The 19,273-nt window shown below is 69.7% G+C and carries 23 protein-coding genes; 13 read left to right on the forward strand and 10 right to left on the reverse strand.

Annotation, left to right across the window (positions count from 1 at the left end; translation table 11 throughout):
* Positions 1 to 347 precede the first annotated feature (347 nt).
* Together BM066_RS21220 and BM066_RS21225 are read right to left on the reverse strand one after the other, a co-directional pair.
* On the reverse strand, positions 348 to 1,643 hold the full coding sequence (locus BM066_RS21220) for an NAD(P)/FAD-dependent oxidoreductase (RefSeq protein ID WP_089930232.1): 1,296 nt from the start codon (positions 1,641 to 1,643) through the stop codon (positions 348 to 350).
* A gap of 312 nt (positions 1,644 to 1,955) precedes the next feature.
* The gene (locus tag BM066_RS21225) at positions 1,956 to 2,609 is read right to left on the reverse strand and encodes an alpha/beta hydrolase (protein ID WP_029917296.1); all 654 of its coding nucleotides are present in this window, start codon (positions 2,607 to 2,609) and stop codon (positions 1,956 to 1,958) included.
* A gap of 199 nt (positions 2,610 to 2,808) precedes the next feature.
* On the opposite strand from BM066_RS21225, the gene BM066_RS21230 reads away from it, so the two are divergent.
* The 9 genes from BM066_RS21230 (at position 2,809) to BM066_RS21270 (ending at position 10,176) form a co-directional block, all read left to right on the forward strand.
* The gene (locus BM066_RS21230) at positions 2,809 to 3,309 is read left to right on the forward strand and encodes an Rrf2 family transcriptional regulator (protein ID WP_089930189.1); all 501 of its coding nucleotides are present in this window, start codon (positions 2,809 to 2,811) and stop codon (positions 3,307 to 3,309) included.
* On the forward strand, positions 3,306 to 4,439 hold the full coding sequence (locus tag BM066_RS21235; RefSeq protein ID WP_089930190.1) for a cysteine desulfurase family protein: 1,134 nt from the start codon (positions 3,306 to 3,308) through the stop codon (positions 4,437 to 4,439). Before BM066_RS21230 ends, BM066_RS21235 begins: the two co-directional genes overlap by 4 nt.
* Complete coding sequence (sufB, locus tag BM066_RS21240) at positions 4,439 to 5,908, forward strand: Fe-S cluster assembly protein SufB (RefSeq protein WP_089930191.1); 1,470 nt, start codon at positions 4,439 to 4,441, stop codon at positions 5,906 to 5,908. Before BM066_RS21235 ends, sufB begins: the two co-directional genes overlap by 1 nt.
* A 178-nt stretch (positions 5,909 to 6,086) precedes the next feature.
* Positions 6,087 to 6,833, forward strand: coding sequence for a Fe-S cluster assembly ATPase SufC (sufC, locus tag BM066_RS21245; protein ID WP_089930192.1), 747 nt, complete (start codon positions 6,087 to 6,089; stop codon positions 6,831 to 6,833).
* 127 nt (positions 6,834 to 6,960) lie between these two features.
* The gene (gene sufD, locus BM066_RS21250) at positions 6,961 to 7,992 is read left to right on the forward strand and encodes a Fe-S cluster assembly protein SufD (RefSeq protein WP_089930193.1); all 1,032 of its coding nucleotides are present in this window, start codon (positions 6,961 to 6,963) and stop codon (positions 7,990 to 7,992) included.
* Positions 7,992 to 9,218 (forward strand): aminotransferase class V-fold PLP-dependent enzyme, encoded by a 1,227-nt coding sequence (locus tag BM066_RS21255; RefSeq protein WP_089930194.1) that lies wholly within the window; start codon positions 7,992 to 7,994, stop codon positions 9,216 to 9,218. Before sufD ends, BM066_RS21255 begins: the two co-directional genes overlap by 1 nt.
* A gap of 5 nt (positions 9,219 to 9,223) precedes the next feature.
* The gene (locus tag BM066_RS21260) at positions 9,224 to 9,568 is read left to right on the forward strand and encodes an SUF system Fe-S cluster assembly protein (protein ID WP_369823256.1); all 345 of its coding nucleotides are present in this window, start codon (positions 9,224 to 9,226) and stop codon (positions 9,566 to 9,568) included.
* 15 nt (positions 9,569 to 9,583) lie between these two features.
* Entirely contained in the window at positions 9,584 to 9,976 is a 393-nt protein-coding gene (locus tag BM066_RS21265; protein WP_089930196.1) for a HesB/IscA family protein, read from the forward strand.
* Positions 9,976 to 10,176, forward strand: coding sequence for a hypothetical protein (locus BM066_RS21270; protein WP_089930197.1), 201 nt, complete (start codon positions 9,976 to 9,978; stop codon positions 10,174 to 10,176). The genes BM066_RS21265 and BM066_RS21270 overlap by 1 nt, the downstream gene beginning before the upstream one ends.
* A gap of 16 nt (positions 10,177 to 10,192) precedes the next feature.
* Here BM066_RS21270 and BM066_RS21275 read toward each other — a convergent pair whose 3' ends face one another.
* The 3 genes from BM066_RS21275 to BM066_RS21285 are packed head-to-tail and all read right to left on the reverse strand — an operon-like array spanning position 10,193 to position 12,093.
* Positions 10,193 to 10,705 (reverse strand): CDP-alcohol phosphatidyltransferase family protein, encoded by a 513-nt coding sequence (locus tag BM066_RS21275; protein ID WP_089930198.1) that lies wholly within the window; start codon positions 10,703 to 10,705, stop codon positions 10,193 to 10,195.
* 11 nt (positions 10,706 to 10,716) lie between these two features.
* The gene (locus tag BM066_RS21280) at positions 10,717 to 11,502 is read right to left on the reverse strand and encodes a lysophospholipid acyltransferase family protein (RefSeq protein ID WP_089930199.1); all 786 of its coding nucleotides are present in this window, start codon (positions 11,500 to 11,502) and stop codon (positions 10,717 to 10,719) included.
* A gap of 30 nt (positions 11,503 to 11,532) precedes the next feature.
* The gene (locus tag BM066_RS21285; protein ID WP_089930200.1) at positions 11,533 to 12,093 is read right to left on the reverse strand and encodes a TetR/AcrR family transcriptional regulator; all 561 of its coding nucleotides are present in this window, start codon (positions 12,091 to 12,093) and stop codon (positions 11,533 to 11,535) included.
* A gap of 97 nt (positions 12,094 to 12,190) precedes the next feature.
* Here BM066_RS21285 and BM066_RS21290 point away from each other — a divergent pair, with 97 nt between their 5' ends.
* Positions 12,191 to 13,177, forward strand: coding sequence for a glycosyltransferase family 9 protein (locus tag BM066_RS21290; protein WP_089930201.1), 987 nt, complete (start codon positions 12,191 to 12,193; stop codon positions 13,175 to 13,177).
* Entirely contained in the window at positions 13,178 to 13,573 is a 396-nt protein-coding gene (locus tag BM066_RS21295) for a hypothetical protein (RefSeq protein WP_089930202.1), read from the forward strand.
* A gap of 4 nt (positions 13,574 to 13,577) precedes the next feature.
* Here the strand turns inward: BM066_RS21295 and BM066_RS21300 are convergent, their stop codons facing one another.
* Genes BM066_RS21300 through BM066_RS21310 form a run of 3 tightly spaced genes read right to left on the reverse strand, consistent with a single transcriptional unit; the run spans position 13,578 to position 16,044 of the window.
* The gene (locus tag BM066_RS21300) at positions 13,578 to 14,399 is read right to left on the reverse strand and encodes an arginase family protein (protein WP_089930203.1); all 822 of its coding nucleotides are present in this window, start codon (positions 14,397 to 14,399) and stop codon (positions 13,578 to 13,580) included.
* A 37-nt stretch (positions 14,400 to 14,436) separates the two neighbouring features.
* Entirely contained in the window at positions 14,437 to 15,552 is a 1,116-nt protein-coding gene (locus tag BM066_RS21305) for an FUSC family protein (protein ID WP_089930204.1), read from the reverse strand.
* The gene (locus tag BM066_RS21310; protein ID WP_089930205.1) at positions 15,553 to 16,044 is read right to left on the reverse strand and encodes a CinA family protein; all 492 of its coding nucleotides are present in this window, start codon (positions 16,042 to 16,044) and stop codon (positions 15,553 to 15,555) included.
* A gap of 77 nt (positions 16,045 to 16,121) precedes the next feature.
* On the opposite strand from BM066_RS21310, the gene BM066_RS21315 reads away from it, so the two are divergent.
* Positions 16,122 to 16,466: a hypothetical protein gene (locus tag BM066_RS21315; RefSeq protein ID WP_089930206.1), complete on the forward strand. Its 345-nt coding sequence runs from the start codon at positions 16,122 to 16,124 to the stop codon at positions 16,464 to 16,466.
* A gap of 135 nt (positions 16,467 to 16,601) precedes the next feature.
* On the opposite strand, the gene BM066_RS21320 is transcribed toward BM066_RS21315, so the two are convergent.
* Positions 16,602 to 16,994 carry a RidA family protein gene (locus BM066_RS21320; RefSeq protein WP_089930207.1) on the reverse strand — a complete coding sequence of 131 codons (393 nt, stop codon included), beginning with the start codon at positions 16,992 to 16,994 and terminating at the stop codon, positions 16,602 to 16,604.
* Positions 16,995 to 17,112: 118 nt separating this feature from the next.
* Here BM066_RS21320 and BM066_RS21325 point away from each other — a divergent pair, with 118 nt between their 5' ends.
* Positions 17,113 to 18,012 (forward strand): LysR family transcriptional regulator, encoded by a 900-nt coding sequence (locus BM066_RS21325; protein ID WP_089930208.1) that lies wholly within the window; start codon positions 17,113 to 17,115, stop codon positions 18,010 to 18,012.
* Between the two features lie 34 nt (positions 18,013 to 18,046).
* Here BM066_RS21325 and BM066_RS21330 read toward each other — a convergent pair whose 3' ends face one another.
* Complete coding sequence (locus BM066_RS21330) at positions 18,047 to 19,213, reverse strand: bifunctional 2-C-methyl-D-erythritol 4-phosphate cytidylyltransferase/2-C-methyl-D-erythritol 2,4-cyclodiphosphate synthase (RefSeq protein ID WP_089930209.1); 1,167 nt, start codon at positions 19,211 to 19,213, stop codon at positions 18,047 to 18,049.
* Between the last annotated feature and the right edge of the window lie 60 nt (positions 19,214 to 19,273).

Below are 19,273 nucleotides of genomic sequence, written 5' to 3' on the forward strand. Positions count from 1 at the left end.
GCCCTGTTGAGGCTTAGCCGGACCCGGTCTCGATCCCTTTCGGGAGAAACCAGACGCCGGGGGCGCGGGCCTATGGGCAATTCACGCGCTTTGTCCCCGGTCGACGCCGACGGCGGGCGGGCTTCCCAACGATGGAAGGCCCCGGACACGCTGAAGTAACCCCCTCCAGCCCAGTCCCGCTCGATCGCCCCCCGCCGCCGCATCGGTCGCTGGCCATGCGCCCTTTCCCCGCGTCGAGGTGAGACCAGGATACGGCCGGTCCGAGAGGGTGCGGGGCATAAAGTTTTAGACCAGGGATTTCAGCGGCTTGGTCGCCGCAGTGACGGGGACACGCCCCCAGCGCCCCCTCAGTGCAGCTTCAGCCGTCCCGCCACCCGCTGTTGCAGCAGCCGGGCCAGGGCCAGGACGATGGTCTTGGGGGTGCCCATGATCGCCCGGTGGTGGTCCAGGTGCAGCGAGATGTAGGCCCACTTGGCGATCAGGCCCTCGACGAAGAAGTTCGGCCCGCCCAGCCCGCCCATCAGGGCCCCGACGCCCTTGTTCTCGCCCAGGGACAGCAGCGAGCCGAAGTCGCGATAGACGAACGGCGCCTCGACCCGGCGCTGGCCCAGGCGGGCGGTCAGGGCCTTGGCCAGGTAGCTGGCCTGCTGGTGGGCGGCCTGGGCGCGGGCGGGTATGATCCGGCCCTCCTTGCCCGCCGTGCCGATCCAGGGCGCGGCGGCGCAGTCGCCCAGGGCCCAGACGTCGGGCGCCGAGGTCTCGAGCCGCTCATTGACCACGAACTGGTGGGTCTTGTTGGTCTCCAGGCCGTAGCCGGCGTTGGTCGGCGCGGCCTTGACCCCGGCGGCCCAGACGATCAGGTCGGCCGGGATGTCGCCCTGGCTGGTCTCCAGCCGGTCGGGATGGACGGCCGCCACCTTGGCCCCGGTGTGGACCCGCACACCCTTGCGCTCCAGGGCGACGGTGGCCTGGTCGGAGATCTTCTCCGGCAGGCCGCCCAGGATGCGCGGCGCGGCCTCGACGATGGCGATGTCCAGGCGGAAGCGCTGTTCCGAGCCCAGGCTGCCCAGCAGCTCGCGGTGGGCCTCGATCAGTTCGGCCGACAGCTCCACGCCCGTGGCCCCGCCGCCGACGATGGCCACGCTCATGGTCTTCTCGGTCGAGAACGAGGCCTTCATGAAGGCGGCCAGCAGGCGGGTGTGGAAGGCCTCGGCGTCCTCGGTGCGCTCCAGCAGGTGGGCCTGGTCGGCGCCGGGCGTGCCGAACAGGTTGGAGCCGCTGCCGATCGCCAGCACGCCCCAGCTGAAGGTGACGCCGCGCTCGGGGACCAGCACCTTGCCGCCTTCGCCCAGGATCGGCTTGAGGCTCAGCCGCTTGGCGACGGGATCGAAGCTGTCGAGATCGCCCAGCAGGAAGCTGAAATGGTTGGCGCGGCCCAGGATCGAATAGGACAGGCCCTCCTGGTGGGTGTCCAGCGTGCCGGCCGCCACCTCGTGCAGGGTCGGCTTCCAGATGTGGAAGGTCGAGCGGTCGATCAGCAGCACCCGTTCCTTGCCGGCCTTGGGGCCCAGCTTGCGCCCCAGCCGCGCGGCCAGCTCCAGCCCGCCGGCCCCGCCGCCGACGATCACGATGTCGTAGTGCATGCCCGCCATCCCGATAATTCCTCAGATGGTGAATATATAGGAGGTTCGCCGAACGATGTCAGGCCGGGCCGAACCGCCAGGCGACGCCGAATCGGTCATCGACCCAGGCGAAGCACGGAAGACGTCGTTGTCGGGGAAAGGCGGGACGTGAAACGCCGTCGCCGCCAGGGCGGCCCGCGCCTGAAGCATCGGCAACGGTCGTAGGGTCTGGCTCACCGTCATTCCTTCGCGAACGTCGTTCGACCGAGAATGATGGTGAGTTGTCCAGGATCGCAAGCTTAATGGTACCGGTACCGACCCGCGGCGAGATCCCTAGGGGATCGGGTTGGCTTCCAGGCGCTTGTCCAGATAGTCGCCGACGCTCTTCTCGACCGACGGCAGGTGCTCGGCCCAGAAGTGGGTGGCCTTGTCGACGACCTCGTAGTCGATGACGATGCCTTTCTGGGTGCGCAGCTTGCTGACCACGCGCTCGACCTCGACCGGCGGCACGACGGTGTCGGCCGCGCCGGTCAGGATCAGGCCCGAGGCCGGGCAGGGGGCCAGGAAGCTGAAATCGTACATGTTGGTCGGGGGCGACACCGAGATGAAGCCGTCGGTCTCCGGACGGCGCATCAACAGCTGCATGCCGATATAGGCGCCGAAGCTGTAGCCGGCGACCCAGGTCTGGGCGGCGGCGGGGTTGTTGGACTGCAGCCAGTCCAGGGCCGTGGCCGCGTCGGCCAGCTCGCCGATGCCGCTGTCGAACTCGCCCTGGCTGCGGCCCACGCCGCGGAAGTTGAAACGCAGGGTCGCGAAACCGCGCTTCATGAACAGGTGGTACAGCTGCACCGAGACCGGGTGGTTCATGTGCCCGCCCGCCTTGGGGTGCGGGTGCAGGATCAGCGCGATCGGCGCGTTGTCGGTCTTGCCCGGCGAATAGCGGCCCTCGATGCGGCCCGAAGCTCCGGTCAAAATCACGTCAGGCATTCAAGGTCCCTATCCAAAAAGGGGCGACGGGGCCGTCTCCTCGCGCCGGAACAGGCGAAGGAATACTTGACCGCTGCGCTTGGTCTTCCTAAATCCGCACCGCGCGCCTTGGTCTTTTTCAAGAGCCCCGGGCGCGAAGTCGCGGCTTGTAGCACACGCCTAAGCCAATGCGCGGCGAATCCGCAAGGAGATAAGGCGCATGCGCCTGAGCACCAAGGGACGCTACGCGGTGATGGCCATGACCGACCTGGCCCGCCGCCAGGACGAGGCGGAGGGCCGCGCCGTGGCCCTGGCCGAGATCGCCGCCCGCCAGCAGATCTCGCTTTCCTATCTCGAGCAGCTGTTCGCCCGCCTGCGGCGCAAGGGGCTGGTGGTCAGCGCCCGCGGCCCCGGCGGCGGCTATCGCCTGGCCCGCGAGGCCCGCGACACCGCCATTGCCGACATCGTCCTGGCCGTGGACGAGCCCCTGCGCGCCACCCGCTGCGGCCTCTCGAAAGCCGGCGCGGGCAAGGGCGCGCCCAAGGGCTGCATGGCGGGCGGCGCCCAATGCCTGACCCACGACCTGTGGGAAGAGATGGGCCGCCAGATCCACGGCTACCTGGCCAGCGTGTCGGTGGCCGACGTGCTGGACGGCACGCTCAAGGCCCGGGCCCAGAAGGCCAAGGCGGACCAGAAGTCAGGGGAGATGGCGGCGGCGTGACCCAGCCCTCGATCTATCTCGACTACAACGCCACGGCCCCGATCCGCCTCGAGGCGCGGGACGCGGTGCTGCGCGCCTTCGAGACCGCCGGCAACCCCTCGTCGGTGCACGCCAGCGGCCGCGCCGCCCGCGACCTGGTCGAGACCGCCCGGGCCCAGGTCGCCGCCCTGGTCGGGGTGGTTCCCGGCTCGGTCACCTTCGTCAGCGGCGGCACCGAGGCCAACGCCCTGGCCATCGGCAGCGCCGCCTTCGCCGGCTTCAACCGCGTCATCGTCAGCGAGGGCGAGCACGACGCGGTGCTGGAAACCGCCGCCGCATCCGGCCTGCAGGTCCTGAAAATGCCGCTGGACGCCGACGGCGTCGCGCGCCTGGACTGGCTCGAAGAAGCCTTGAGCGACGAGGGCCGGGCCCTGGTCTGCCTGATGCTGGCCAACAACGAGACCGGCGTGATCCAGCCCGTCGCCGAGGCCGCCGCCCTGGTCCGCGCCGCCGACGGCTGGCTGCACGTCGACGCCGTCCAGGCGGCCGGCAAGATCGCCGTCGACTTCTCCGCCCTGGGCGCCGACACCATGGCGCTGTCGGCCCACAAGCTGGGCGGACCGCAGGGCGTCGGCGCCCTGGTCGCCGGCACGCGCGCCACCATCGTCCGCCAACAGCAAGGCGGCGGCCAGGAACGCGGCCGCCGGGCCGGCACCGAGAACGTCGCCGGGATCGCCGGCTTCGGCGCGGCGGCCGAGGCGGCGATCCGCGACTTGCCCTCGATGGCCAATCAAGGCACATGGCGCGACGCCTTGGCCCAGCGGGTCAAGGCCGTCGGCGCGGTCGTGCTCGGGGAGGGCGCGCAACGCCTGCCGCAAACCCTGTGCCTGGCGGCCGAGGGCTTCGCTTCGCAGATCCAGGTGATGAGCCTGGACCTGGCCGGGGTGATGGTCAGCGCCGGCAGCGCCTGCTCGTCGGGCAAGGTCAAGGCCAGCCGCGTGGTGGACGCCATGGGCCGGGCGGACCTGGCCCCGTTCGCCCTGCGCGTCAGCGGCGGCTGGGCCTCGAGCGAGCAAGACTGGATTTCCTGCGGCGACGCCTGGCTCGCCGCCTATTCGCGTATCGGCGCCCGGCGCCGGGAGGTGGCGTAGTGGCCGCGGTCAAGCAGACCATCGAAACCGTCGCCGCGCTCGAGAAGTACGAGCACGGCTTCACGTCGCAGATCGACCAGGAGTTCGCCCCCAAGGGCCTCTCCGAGGACATCGTGCGCTTCATCTCCGCCAAGAAGGGCGAGCCCCAGTGGATGCTGGACTGGCGCCTGGACGCCTATCGCCGCTGGCTTGAGCTGGAAGAGCCGACCTGGGCCAAGGTCAGCCACCCGCCGATCGACTACCAGGACACCTATTACTACGCCGCCCCCAAGGAGAAGACCGGCCCCAAGAGCCTGGACGAGGTGGATCCGGAGATCCTGGCCGTCTACGCCAAGCTGGGCATCCCGCTGAAGGAGCAGGCGGTGCTGGCCGGGGTCGAGGGCGCGCCGCGCTACGCCGTGGACGCGGTGTTCGACAGCGTCAGCGTCGTCACCACCTTCAAGAAGGAGCTGGCGGCGGTCGGGGTGATCTTCTGCTCGATGAGCGAGGCGATCCGCGAGCACCCGGAGCTGGTGCGCCAGTACCTGGGCAGCGTGGTGCCGACCTCGGACAACTATTTCGCCTGCCTCAACAGCGCGGTCTTCAGCGACGGGTCGTTCGTCTACATCCCGCCGGGCGTGCGCTGCCCGATGGAGCTGTCGACCTATTTCCGCATCAACGCCAAGGACAGCGGCCAATTCGAGCGCACCCTGATCATCGCCGACAAGGGCGCCTATTGCTCCTATCTTGAAGGCTGCACGGCCCCGATGCGCGATGAAAACCAGCTGCACGCAGCCGTGGTCGAGCTGGTGCTGCTGGACGACGCCGAGATCAAGTACTCCACCGTCCAGAACTGGTATCCGGGCGATCCGGAAACGGGGAAGGGCGGCATCTACAACTTCGTCACCAAGCGCGCCGACTGCCGCGGCGACCGCTCCAAGGTGTCGTGGACCCAGGTCGAGACCGGCTCGGCCATCACCTGGAAATATCCGTCCTGCGTGCTGCGCGGCGAAGGCTCGTCGGGCGAGTTCTACTCGATCGCCGTGACCAACGGCCACCAGCAGGCCGACACCGGCACCAAGATGATCCACCTGGGGGCCAACACCCGCTCGCGGATCGTCGCCAAGGGCATCAGCGCCGGCAAGTCGAGCAGCACCTATCGCGGCCTGGTCTCGGCCCACCCCAAGGCCAAGGGCGCGCGCAACTTCACCCAGTGCGACAGCCTGCTGATCGGCAAGACCTGCGCGGCCCACACGGTCCCGTACATCGAGGCCCGCAACGGCCATTCGGTGTTCGAGCACGAGGCCACCACCACCCGGCTGTCGGACGACCAGCTGTTCTACTGCCAGCAGCGCGGGCTGTCGCAGGAGGAGGCCGTGGCCCTGCTGGTCAACGGCTTCGTCAAGGACGTGCTGCAGCAACTGCCGATGGAATTCGCCGTCGAGGCCCAGAAGCTGGTGGCGATCTCGCTGGAAGGTTCGGTGGGATGAAGCCGCTTGCCTCCTTCCTTCTCCCCTTGCGGGAGAAGGTGTCGGCGCAGCCGACGGATGAGGGGTCGCGCCGACCTTTCCGCCGTTCGCTGCTGAACCGACTTTCGACCCCTCATCCGACCGCCTTCGGCGGCCACCTTCTCCCGCAAGGGGAGAAGGAGATCATGAAGTGACTTCAATGCTCTCCATCCAAAACCTCCACGCCACCGTCGCCGACAAGCCGATCCTCAAGGGCGTCACGCTCGACGTGCCGGCCGGGCAGGTGCACGCCATCATGGGGCCGAACGGGGCGGGCAAGTCGACGCTGTCCTATGTGCTGAGCGGTCGCGGCGGCTATGAGGTCACCGAAGGCTCGGCCACGCTGAACGGCGAGGACCTGCTGGCCCTGGAGCCCAACGAGCGGGCCGCCAAGGGCGTGTTCCTGTCGTTCCAGTATCCGCTGGAGATCCCCGGCGTGCCGGCCCTGACCTTCATCCGCACCGCCCTCAACGCCCAGCGCCGGGCGCGCGGCGAGGACGAGATCGCCGCCCCGGCCTTCCTGAAGCTGGCCAAGGAGAAGGCCGCGGCGCTGAAGATCGACTTCGACATGCTCAAGCGCGGCCTGAACGTCGGCTTCTCGGGCGGCGAGAAGAAGCGGATGGAAATCCTGCAGATGGCGATGCTGTCGCCCAAATTCCTGATCCTGGACGAGACCGACAGCGGCCTGGACATCGACGCCCTGAAGATCGTGTCGGAAGGCGTCAACGCCCTGCGCGCCCCCGATCGCGGCATGCTGGTCATCACCCACTACCAGCGCCTGCTGGACTACATCAAACCCGACCGCGTCCACGTGCTGGCCGCCGGCCGCATCGTCGCCTCGGGCGGCCCGGAGCTGGCCCACCAGCTGGAGGCCGAGGGCTACGACAAGTACACGGTGGCGGCATGATGCGCGGCGCATCGCTCGTTAGATCCTCCCCCTCTGGGGGAGGTGGCCCGGAGGGCCGGAGGGGGACCGCCGCGCTGACCCCCTCAGTCGCTCCGCGACAGCTCCCCCAGAGGGGGAGCATCTTCCAATGACCCTCGCCACCGCCCTCAAGACCGGCGACCTGACCCAGCTGCCGTCGCGCCGCGACGAGGACTGGCGCTGGACCGACCTGCGCGGGCTGATCCGCCAGGTTCCGCCGGCCTCGCCCGCCTTCGACGACGACGTCGCGGCGGGCCCCTTCGACGGCTTGGCCGCCGACGAGATCCTGTTCGTCAACGGCCGCCAGCGCCACGCCGCCGCCAGCGGCGCGGGCGAGGTGGTGGCCCTGCGCTTCGTCTCGGCCACCGAGGGAACGGCCCACGCGGCCGCCTACGCCATCGTGGTCGAGCCCGACACGACCCTGGTCCTGCTGGAAAGCCACGAGGGCCAGGCCGGCGGCTATTTCTCGGACGTGACCCTGGACATCGCGGTGGGCGAGGGCGCCCGCGTCGAGCGCATCGTGCTGGTCGACGACGACGCCGAGGCCATCGACGTGGTCACCGCCGAGGTCGACCTGGCCCCCGGCGCGACCTTCAACCAGACCGTCCTGACCGCCGGCGCCCGCCGCCAGCGGATCGAGACCCGCGTCAACCATCCTGGCGCCCACGCCAATGTCCGCCTGGACGGCGTCTACGCGCTGGCCGCCCAGCGCCACGCCGACCAGACCACCATCGTCACCCATGGCGGCGTCGACGGGGTCACCAGCCAATTGACCAAGGGCGTGGTCGACGACCAGGCGCGCGGCGTGTTCCAGGGGCGGATCGTCGTCCAGCCCGGCGCCGACCAGACCGACGCGCGCATGGGCCACCACGCCCTGATCCTGTCGGACAAGGCCGAGGTCGACGCCAAGCCCGAGCTGCTGATCTTCGCCGACGACGTCGCCTGCGCCCACGGCAACACCATCGGCGCCCTGGACGACGAGCAGATCTTCTACGCCCGCCAGCGCGGCATCCCCGAAGCGGAAGCCAGGGCGATGCTGACCCAGGCCTTCCTGGGCGAGGTGGTCGAGCGCATCGAGCACGAGGGCGCGCGCGCGGTCGCGACCGCCTGGGTGGCCGCCAGGTTGGGGAGGGCGGAGTAATGGCTTACGACGCGCCCTTCGACGTCGAGGCGATCCGCGCCCAGTTCCCGATCCTGGCCCGCCAGGTGCATGGCAAGCCGCTGGTCTATCTGGACAGCGCCGCCAGCGCCCAGAAGCCGGAAGCGGTGCTCAACGCGATGACCGGCCTGGCCCGCACCAGCTACGCCAACGTCCACCGCGGCCTGCACACCCTGGCCAACGAAACGACGCAGGCCTATGAAAACGCGCGGGAAACCGTCGCGAAGTTCATCAACGCCGAGCCGTCGGAAATCGTCTGGACCAAGAGCGCCACCGAAGCGGTCAACCTGGTGGCCGACACCTTCGGCCGCTCGCTGAAGGCCGGCGACGAGATCGTCCTCTCGCAGATGGAGCACCACGCCAACATCGTGCCGTGGCATTTCCTGCGCGAGCGCTATGGCGTCGTCCTGAGGTTCGTGCCCGTCACCGACGAAGGCCGGCTGGACATGGAGGCCTATCGGGGCCTGCTGAACGAACGCACCAAGATGGTGGCCATCAGCCACATGTCGAACGTGCTGGGCACCATCAACGACGCCGCCCAGATCGTCCGTCTGGCCCACGCGGCCGGCGCCCTGACGCTGCTGGACGGCTGCCAGGCCATCGTCCATTCGAAGGTCGACGTGAAGGCCCTGGACGTCGATTTCTACGTGTTCTCCGGCCACAAGCTGTATGGCCCCACCGGCATCGGCGTGCTGTACGGCAAGGCCGAGCGCCTGGCCGCCCTGCCGCCGTACCAGGGCGGCGGCGAGATGATCGGCTCGGTGTCGATGGAGGCCGTCACCTATGCCGACCCGCCGCACCGGTTCGAGGCCGGCACCCCGGCGATCCTCGAGGCCGTCGGCCTGGGGGCGGCCATCGAATGGCTGAACACCATCGACCGCGACGCGGCCCTGGCCCACGAGCACGCGCTCTACCAGCGGGTCGTCGACCAGCTGGCGGGCGTCAACGGCGTGCGGATCCTGGGCACGGTCCCGGGCAAGGGCGCGGTGCTGAGCTTCGTGGTCGAGGGCGCTCACGCCCACGACGTGGCCCAGGTGCTGGACCGCTACGGCGTGGCCGTCCGCGCCGGCACCCATTGCGCCGAGCCCCTGATGAAGCGGTTCGGCCTCACCTCGAGCGCCCGCGCCTCCTTCGCCCTATATAACACCCTGGACGAGGCCGACGCGTTCGTGAGCGCGCTGGCCAAGGCCCGCAGTTTCTTCAGTTGAGCGACATGACCGAGCAAGCCGTCTCCAAGATCCCCCAGGCCGAACTCGACAAGCTGACCGATCAGCTGATCGAGAAGCTGAAGACGGTGTTCGATCCGGAAATCCCGGTCGACATCTACGAGCTGGGCCTGATCTACAAGGTCGACGTCAGCGACGACAAGGACGTGGCCATCGACATGACCCTGACCGCGCCGGGCTGCCCGGTGGCCGGGGAAATGCCGGGCTGGGTGCGCGACGCGGTGATGGAGATCAAGGACATCAAGTCCTGTCACGTCGACCTGGTGTTCGAGCCGCCGTGGGATCCCTCGCGGATGAGCGACGAGGCCAAGCTGCAACTGAACATGTTCTAGACTGGTTGAATCCCCATGGAAGTCGCCGTCACCCCCCGTCCGCGCCGCCCGCGCCCCAAGGTCGTCACCCTGACCCCGGCCGCCGCCGCGCGCGTGAAGGAGATCATGGACCGGGCCGATAAGCCCTATGCCGGCCTGCGGGTGGGCGTGAAGAACGGCGGCTGCGCGGGCTCGGAGTACATCTTCGAATACGCGGCCGAGAAGGGGCCGATCGACGAGGTGGTCGAGGACCAGGGCGTGACCATCCTGATCGATCCCAAGGCCGTGCTGTTCCTGATCGGCACCACGATCGACTACGAGACCACCAAGCTGTCGTCGAAATTCGTGTTCAACAATCCCAACGAAACCGACGCCTGCGGCTGCGGCGAGAGCGTGACGATCCAGCCGGCGCCCGAGGCGCTGGACTGATGCTGGCGCGGACGCCGTCCTGCGTCGAATGCGGCCTGGCCTGGGGCGCGCCGTTCTTCCGCCACCAGGACCATGCTCCGCTGTACTGGTCGGACACCGGGATCCTCTGCTCGACGGGCTGCGCGACGAAGCATTTCAATCAGCGCCGCGAGGACGGGACGTTCGTGCCCGTGCCGGCGGAGTGCCCGGTCGAACTCTGAGCCGCCGCTGGCCGCATCAGTCGCGGAAGGCGGGCAGGGCCCGATGGACATAGACCGCCACGCTGGCTCCCGACAGCGCGGCGCTGGCCGCGACCGCCCACAGACCGGCGTTCGTCGCGCCAACCGGCGCCAAAAGCAGCGACACGCCCAGGAAATTCAAGGCGATCTTCGGATATTCGACCGCAGCCACGTCGAAGTCGCCCTTCGGAAGCGCCTGCTGCAGTCCGGCGACGGCGAAGTTGCGGGCGACCAGGACCAGGGGCGCGACAACCCAGACACCTGCGAACGCACCGGTCGCGATCAGGGCGCCCAGGCTCACCAGGGTCAGCAGCCGGTCGGCCAGCAGGTCGAGCATGGCGCCGAAAGCCGAGGTCTGGCCGAGCCGCCGCGCCAGCTGACCATCCAGGATGTCGGTGGCCCCCGCCGCGAGAAACAGCGCCAGGGCCGTCCAGCCGTGCCCCGTCAGGATCGCCGCCCCCAGCACCGGCAGCAGCAGGATGCGCACGAGGGTGACGAGGTTGGCGACCATGCCCGGCGGGCTCAAGCGGCTTGCGGTGCGTCCGCCGCCACGTTCTTCCGTCCGTTCCACTCGACCAGCACCGACGGCTTGACCGGCTCGCCGCGCGCCTGGGCGATCAGCTGGTTGGTGCGGGTCTCGATGACCTCTTCCATGCGGGCCATGAACTGGGCCTTGGACAGACCCTGGGGCAGGGGCGGCAGGAACTCGACCGTGGCCTGGCCCGGCGTCTTCTTCTTGTCCGTCTGCCGCCAGAAGCAGCCCAGGTTGGTCGCCACCGGCACGACCGGCAGGCCGAAGTCGCGGCTCATGTGGTAGACGCCGGTGCGGTAGCGGAACCGCTCGCCCGGCGCGGCCAGGTGGCCCTCCGGATAGATCAAGATGCGGCGGCCTTCGGCGGCCACCTGGGCGGCGCTGGCCGACAGCGCCTTGCGCGCTTCGGGCCCGCCGCAGCTGTCGACCACGATGGCCCCGAACTTCTTGAGGATCGCCCCGACCAGCGGGAACTTCTCCAGGTGGTCGCCGGTCACGAAGCTGAGGTTGTCGACATTGGCGAACATCACGAAGCCGTCGCCCCAGCTGTGGTGCTTGGCGGCGATGATGAAGGCGCCCTGGGGCAGGTTTTCCTGGCCCTTCAGCTCAACCTTGACGCCGGCCAGCACGCGCAGCGCCCAGATCATCCGCTGGCTGTAGAGCCGCAGGGCGAAGGCGATGGGCTTGCGGCCCGGGAGCAGGGCGGAGAGGGCGGCCGACAGGCCGTAGAAGATCGACAGAACCCAGTAGTAGGCGTTGAACAGCGCGCTGCGCATGGTTCGAGGTCCTTGGAGGGTTTGAAAGGTCTAGCGGGCGGAAAGCACGGCCTGGACGGCCGCGGTCATCAGGGACGCGTGGGCGGAAAGGGCGTCGTCGCCCAGCCGGCCATAGGCCTTGTTCTGGGCGGTCTGGGTGATCACGCCGATGGCCATGGCGGCGATGACGCGGGGATCGCCCGGCGGCAGCTCCATATCGATCATCGCCCGCTTGATCAGCGCCTCGACCACGGACACCGGATCGCGGCCGTCTTCCTGATAGTAGGGCAGGAAATGGTGCAGCTGCAGCAGGTGGAAGGCGAACAGCAGCCAGTCCTCGTCGGCCACCGTGCAGTAGGCGCGAACCACGGCGGCGGCCTTGGCCTGGATGCCGGTCGCCATCTCGGCGTTGACCGCGATCAGGTCCGAGAGGCGGCGATGGGTGGCCATGAACAGGCCCAGGGCCAGTTCGTCCTTGCTCTTCCAATGGCGATAGATCGCGCCCTCCGACACCCCGGCCTTGGCGGCGATCAGCTTGGTGGTGGCCGCGTCGACGCCCCGGTCGACGAAGACCTCAAGGGCGGCGCGTTCGATCCGGGGCTTGGCGTTCATGGCGGCAACTCTAGCACCGCTTTCCATGCATGCAAGTGATTACTCACATCATTCTTCCGGCGTTGACCGGGGCGCGGGCGGCGGCCTAAGCCGGGCCATGGTCCAGTCGATCCTGATCTATTCCATGGGCGAGGTGATCGGCGACGGCCTGATCAAGCTGCCGTTCATCGCCGGCCTGCGCGCCGCCTTCCCGCAAGCCCGGATCACCTGGTGCGCGGCCAAGGGCGAGACCGTCTACGCCGGGCCGCTGAAGGCCGTGGTGGCCGGCTATATCGACGAGATCCTGACCGAGGGCCCGACGGGCGACGCGGCCCTGGACGTCCTGCCGTGGGTCAGGCCCTTCGGCGGCCGGACCTTCGACCTGGTGATCGACACCCAGGAGAACGCCCGCCGCAGCCTGGTGGCCCGCCGCGCCGCGAAGGGGCGCTTCGTCTCGGCCGCCGCCCAGGCCCGCAGACCGGGCTGGCCGGTCGCCGTGGTCGAGCGCCTGGCCCGGTTGCTGACCCTGGCGACGGACGGCGCCGGCGCGCCGCGCCCCCTGGCCCTGACCCATCCCGACGCGGTCGACGCCGCCCGCGCCCTGCTGCCGACCGCCCGGCATGGTGGGCCGGTCTATGTCGGCCTAGCCCCGGGCGCCGGCGGCCAGGACAAGCGCTGGCCGCTGGAACGCTATCTGGACCTGGCCCGCCGCATCGAGGCCTCCGGCCGCAAGGCGGTGTTCTTCTTCGGCCCCGACGAGGCCGCCGACGCCCAGACAGCCCGCGACGCGGTTCCGGCGGCCCTGTTCCCGGAGAAGGACCGCACCGACGGCTTCACCGGCGTGAAGGGTCCGCTGCTGGCCATCGCCCTGGCCGGCCGCCTGACCGCCGCGGTCGCCAATGACGCCGGCCCCGGCCACATGCTGGCGGCCGGCGGCGCGCCCCTGCTGTCGCTGCAGAAAGACCATCGCAAGGCCGTCAAGTTCCGCCCCGCCGCCCAACGCCTTGAGCTGCTGGTCGCGGAAGACTACGGACAGGATATGGCCGCCCTGCCGCTGGACGTGGTGGACGCCGCCCTGCAGCGCCTGATCGCCGGAGTTTCCTAGATGCCCATCCTCGCGCCCGTCTCGGCCGGCGAACTGATCGACAAGATCACCATCCTGCGGGTCAAGGCCCTGCGGATCGCCGATTCGGCCAAGGAGGCCAACGTCAAGGCCGAGCTGGCCCTGCTGGAGGAGACCGCGGCCCGCGAGCTGCGGCCTTCGCCGGAGCTGGAGGACCTGATCGCTCAGTTGATCGAGATCAACGCCGCCCTCTGGGACATCGAGGACGGCAAGCGCGACTGCGAGCGCCGGCAGGACTTCGGTCCCAAGTTCGTCGAGCTGGCCCGCCGGGTCTATATCGACAACGACCGCCGCGCCGCCGTGAAGCGCCAGATCAATCTGCTGGCGGGCTCGGACATCGTCGAGGAAAAGAGCTACAAGCCGTACCTGGCCAAATAGGCCGTCAGACGAACAGCCGTTCCAGCAGCGGCGAAAGCGCGTCGAGCAGGTCGCCGACGTCGCCAGGCAGGCCCGTTTCCGCGAACACGTCCTCGAACTCGGCGATCTCCAAGCCGACCACCCGGTTGCGGGCCAGGACCAAGCAGGCTTCGCGCAGATCAACAAAGCTGAGGCCGCCTTCGACGCTGTATTCGGTCGGCGCGAGGCCCGGCTCCAGCACATCGCAGTCGAGGTGCACATAGACCGGCCGGTCGCCGATCGCGGCGGCCAGGCGATGGGCGATCCCTGGGCCGGGCGCCACCAGGCGGGGCCCGCCGCCGGCGATCAGGGCGGTCTCGCACGGATCCAGGTCCCGCGTCCCGACCAGGACGACGTCGGCTAGGTCCAGTCCCTGGCCCAGGCCGCTGTCCCAGACGCCGGCGGCGGCCGTCAGCACCATGCCGCCGAGATAGCCGGTGGTCGAGTGGGCCGGCTGGTTGCAGTCGCCATGCGCGTCGAACCAGACGACCAGGGCGTCGGGATGATGGCGCCGCACGACGGGCAGGGTGGCGATCGAGGCCGCGCAACGCCCTTGGGTCACCAGCGAGGCCTGGTCGCTGGCCAGCACGGTGTCCAGCCGCCCGGCCAGGGCTTCCAGGCCAGGCCGCGCGGCCTCCAGTTCCTCCGACCAGCCGGCCGCCAGCGGCGGAGCCTGGACGCCCACGCGCTCGCCAACCAGCCCCAGGCGGGTTTCGAGCGCCGCGCCGACCGCCAGGGCGCCGGCCGCGCCGCGCGGATTGCGATCGCCGGCGCGACCTTGGAAGATGGTGAGGGCCAGGGAGGACATGGACCCTAGCTAGCGGCGGAAGCGCGCGCTGCCTACCCTAGGCCTGCTTGCCGACGGTCTCCTCGACCCGTTCCTCGAAGTCGCCGAGGTTGCCGAACAGGTTCTCGATCGCGAACACCAGGCCAAACACCCGGGCCGCGTCGTCGAAGGCCAGGGCCCGCGTGCCGCCGCCGGCTCGCAGGGTCTCGACGGCGGACTGGAAGGCCTGATGCGCCTCGGCGAAGGCCAGGCGGTCGGGGCGCGGGCCGCCCGACAGCAACGCCGCGCAGGCCCGCAGGAAGGCGGCGCTGGCGTTCAGCATGGCCGCCGAGGGCAGGGCCAAGCCGGGCGAGGGGAAGGCTTCGCGCAGCGCCCGGCCGACCATCACGCTGTCGTTGCGCAGCCGCCACAGGGTGCGGGGCAGGGCTTCGGTGACCGAATGGTCGCTCAGCCGGCTGGCGCTCTCGCGCTCGGCCTCGGTCATGGCGGTCTGCAGCTTGGACAAGGCCTTCAGCGTATCGTCGTAGTGGCCGCGGGCCTCCAGATCGGTCGCGCCGCCCTTCAGCTTCAGGGCGTAGTGCTCCAGCAGGTCGGCCAGCAGGCTCGCAACCGCCTCGGTGCTGTCGACCACCGAGGCGTGGGCCCGGGCGGGGAAGATCAGCAGGGTGGCGGCGATGCCCACGACGCTGCCGACCGTGATCTCGGCCACTCGCAGGAAGGCGGCGACCAGGGGGTCCATGTGGGTGGTCCTGCCGATCAGCATGATCACGGCGGTGACCGGGGCGACCTTGAACGCCGGGCGTACGGCGGCCAGGAAGGCCAGCAGGGCGGCGGTGACGGCCAGGATCGGACCGCCAGCCTCGGGCCAGCGGGCGTGCAGCATGGCCGCCCCGGCCCCGACGGCGGCGCCGACGACCGTGCCCATCAGGCGCTCGATCGAGGCGGTGATGGTCGCGCCGAGGCTGGACTGGACGATGATCACGGCGGTGAACACCGCCCAATAGCCCTGGGGCAGGCGCAGCAGGGTGGCCAGGGCGTAGGCCGCCACGACCGCCGCCGACACCCGGACGGCGTGACGCAGCTCGGTCTTGCGCGCCGCCGCCTTGGCCAGGGCGGCCCGGGAAAGCTCCAGGCCGACGAACCGCCGCCAGTCGCTGGGCGCGGCCTCGGGCATCTAGGCCACCGCGTCGCGCAGCATTTCCAGCGCCGTGCGCACCGCGGCCAGTTGCACGCCCTCACGGGTCTCGCCGTCGAACAGCTCGTGGCGATGGACGACCGAACGGTTGGCCCGGGCCACCGCGAAATGCACCGTGCCCACCGGCTTCAACGGCGAGCCGCCGCCGGGGCCGGCCACGCCGGTGATCGCGACGGCGACATGGCCGTTGCTGGCCTGCAGCGCGCCCTCGGCCATCATCCGCGCCACCACTTCCGACACCGCCCCGTGGTCGGCGATCAGGTCGCCCGGCACGCCCAGCATCTCGGACTTGGCGCGGTTGGTGTAGGTGACGAAGCCGCGCTCGAAGACGTCCGACGCCCCGGCGATATTGCAGATCGCCCCGGCGACCAGCCCGCCGGTGCAGCTCTCGGCCGTGACCAGCCGCAGGGACTTCCCGCGCGCCTCGTCGATCAGCAGGCGGGCCAGGGTCTGAATTTCGAGCGGGAACATCGAGCCTCGCGAAATGCAACTATGCAGCGTGCCGGGCGCATGATCTGTTCATGCACCGAGTCTGGAGGGCAGGTTACATGAAGATGCGTTTGGCGGCTGGCGCCGCCGTCGTTCTGGCTTTCGGATCCGCCGCCTTCGCCGAGCCAGCGCCGGTCGGACGCGCCTGCCAGGAGGTCGCCGGCGGCGTGCACGCCTCGCGGTTGGCGTCCCGCTACCAGTCGAACGGCGTGCGGCTCGACAAGCAGCGCGGCGCCAGCGCCTGCAGGACCTCGGCCGAAGGACTGTCCTGCCTGCTCAATGACCCGGGCCGGGTCACCATCTCATCCGGCGGGACCGTCAAGCGCTTCAAGGTTCCCCCTCTGGGCAGGGCCAAAATCACGGCCAAGGGCTCTGAAATCACCTGCCAAATTGTTCGCGCCTAGAGGGAGTCGGCGGAGAATCGTGGTCACGAAAGCTCGAATGGCGGTCGCCGCCCTGGCTCAGCTAGGAGCTTCGCCGAACGTGTGAGCTCTTTCCCAACCGGCGCAGCGCGTAACCGCGCGCCGCACCGGCTATGGTCACTGCGGAATGCGGGCGATGGCCTTGATCTCGAAGTCGAAGCCGGCGAGCCAGGTCACGCCGACGGCCGTCCAGTTGGGGTAGGGCGGATCGCCAATTTCCTTGGCGCGAACCGCCAGCACCGTCTCGATCTGCGCTTCCGGATCGGTATGGAAGGTGGTGACGTCCACCACGTCGCCGAGATCGCAGCCCGCGGCGGCCAGGACCGCGCGAAGATTGGCGAACGCCCGGCGGACCTGGTCCTCGAACACGGGTTCGGGCGAGCCGTCCTCGCGGCTCCCGACCTGTCCCGAAACGAACAGAAGGTCCCCGGAGCGGATGGCCGGCGAATATTGGTGGATATCGTAAAGGGCGTGGCGGTTGGCGGGGAAGACGGCGTCGCGCTGGGTCATGTCTCGTTCCTCTTTCGTGACAAGGCAGGGCGGACCTGCCGATGGACGCGAGATAGGACGCCGGCGATTGCTGGGCTAGGATTTGAAATGCGCATGAGCTGATGTAAAATCACCATCAATGTCGCGCCCCTCGCTCAACGACTTGACGGCTTTCGTGGTGGTCGCCACCCACCGCAGCTTCCGCCGCGCGGCCGACGAGCTGGGCGTGGCGCCTTCCACCTTGAGCCACACGATGCGCGCCCTCGAGGCGCGCATGGGCATGCGCCTGCTCAACCGTACGACCCGGAGTGTTTCACCGACCGAGGCCGGCTTTCAGCTGCTGGCGCGCCTGCAGCCGGCGCTCGCCTCGCTGGATGAAGCCCTGGAAAGCGTCGCGGGGTTCCGCGGCGGGGTGGCTGGGGCGGTCCGCATCAACGCGCCGCGCGTGGCGGCGGCGCTTATCGTCCGGGAAGTCATCCCGCTTCTGTCGCAACGTCATCCCGACGTGACCGTGGACATCGTCGTCGAAGGCGAGCTGGTCGACATCGTGGCCGGCGGATTCGACGCCGGGGTGAGGCTTGCCGACTCGATCCCGCGAGACATGATCGCCGTTCCGCTGACGCGTCCGCTGCGGTTCGTGTGCGTGGCCTCGCCCGCCTATCTGGATCGCGCCGGCGCACCAACTACGCCCGACGACCTCAGGACGCATCGTTGCATCGGCCATCGCCTGCCGAGCGGCAGGCTCTATCGGTGGGAGTTCGAGCGGGATGGCCAGGCCATGACGATCGAAACGGCCGGATCGATCATCCTCGACGACGAGGACCTGATGGTCGACGCCGCCATCGGGGGGTTGGGCTTGGCCTATGTGGCCGAGCCGGCCGCCGCCGCCGCGCTCGCGGCGGGACTGGTGCGCGAAGTCCTGGCGCCGTGGCTGCGCGCGACGGAAGCTGTCGCGGTATATTATCCGGGGCGCCGCGCGGCGCCGCTGGCCCTGCGGGCGTTCCTGGACGTCGTTCGCGACGTCAGCAAGCGCGGCTGACCAACGCCGTTGGCCGGTTGGATCTATCGCCCGCCTAGGCTGGCGTCTCGACCACGGCGATCGCCTGGGCGGCCAGGCCTTCGCCGCGGCCGGTGAAACCCATGCCCTCGGTGGTGGTGGCCTTGACGCTGACCCGGTCCAGCGGCAGGTCGAGAATCTGGGCCAGACGCTCGCGCATCGCCGCCCGGTGCGGCTTGATCTTCGGCCGCTCGCAGATCAGCGTCACGTCGACATTGACCAGGGTTCCGCCCCGCCGACGGACCAGGTCGACGGCGTGAGCCAGGAACCTGTCCGAGGCCGCGCCCTTCCATTGCGGGTCGGTGGGAGGGAAGTGGTCGCCGATGTCGCCTTCGCCGATCGCGCCGAGGATGGCGTCGGTCAGGGCGTGCAGGCCGGCGTCGGCGTCGGAGTGGCCGATCAAGGTTTCGTCGTGAGCGATCTCGACGCCGCACAGCCAGACCGACTCGCCGGGTCCCCAACGGTGGGCGTCGAAGCCCTGGCCCATGCGGGTGATCCGCGCGCGGCCCGCCAAAGTCTCGGCCCCCAGCTTTTCGGCCATGGCGAAGTCCTCCGGATAGGTCAGTTTCATCAGCATCGGGTCGCCGGGCGTGACGACCACGCGGCCGCCATGACGCTCGACCACCTGGCCGTCGTCGGTCGGCTCGTCCGGACCCGCCCAGGCGGCGTAGGCGGCCAGCAGGCGGTCGCGGCGGAAGGCCTGGGGGGTCTGGGCCCGCCACAGATCGGTTCGCGGTTTCGTGACAACGTTGGACTCCAGCGCCCCGCTTTTCAGCGTATCGGCCACCGGCAAGCCCGGAATCGCGCCATCGGCGACTTCGAGGGCCTTCAATACCGCCTGGATTGTTGCGGCGCCGAGAAAGGGCCTGGCGGCGTCGTGGATCAGGACGGGCTCGTCGGCCGGACGGTCGGCGAGGGCGGCCAAGCCGGCCTGGACGGAGAGGGCGCGAGTCGCGCCGCCCGGGGTCGTCGTCCAGCCGGCAAGGCCGTTCAGCGCCGCATCCAGGAGCGGTTGTGCTTGCGATTCCGCAACGATCACGAGCTTTTGCGCGCCGCCGGCCAGCAGCGCTTCGGCCGACCAGCGCAGCACCGGCTTGCCGGCCAACAGCCGCCATTGCTTGGCCTGGCCGGGGCCGGCCCGGGTTCCGGAGCCGGCGGCGACGATGACGGCGGAGAAGGTCATGGGGGCTGTTTAGCCGCCCGACATAACTTGTCTAGAGAAGAGGGTTTACGGCGCCGCACA

The organism is Caulobacter sp. UNC279MFTsu5.1 (genome assembly GCF_900114015.1).
In the GTDB taxonomy this organism is placed as follows: domain Bacteria; phylum Pseudomonadota; class Alphaproteobacteria; order Caulobacterales; family Caulobacteraceae; genus Caulobacter.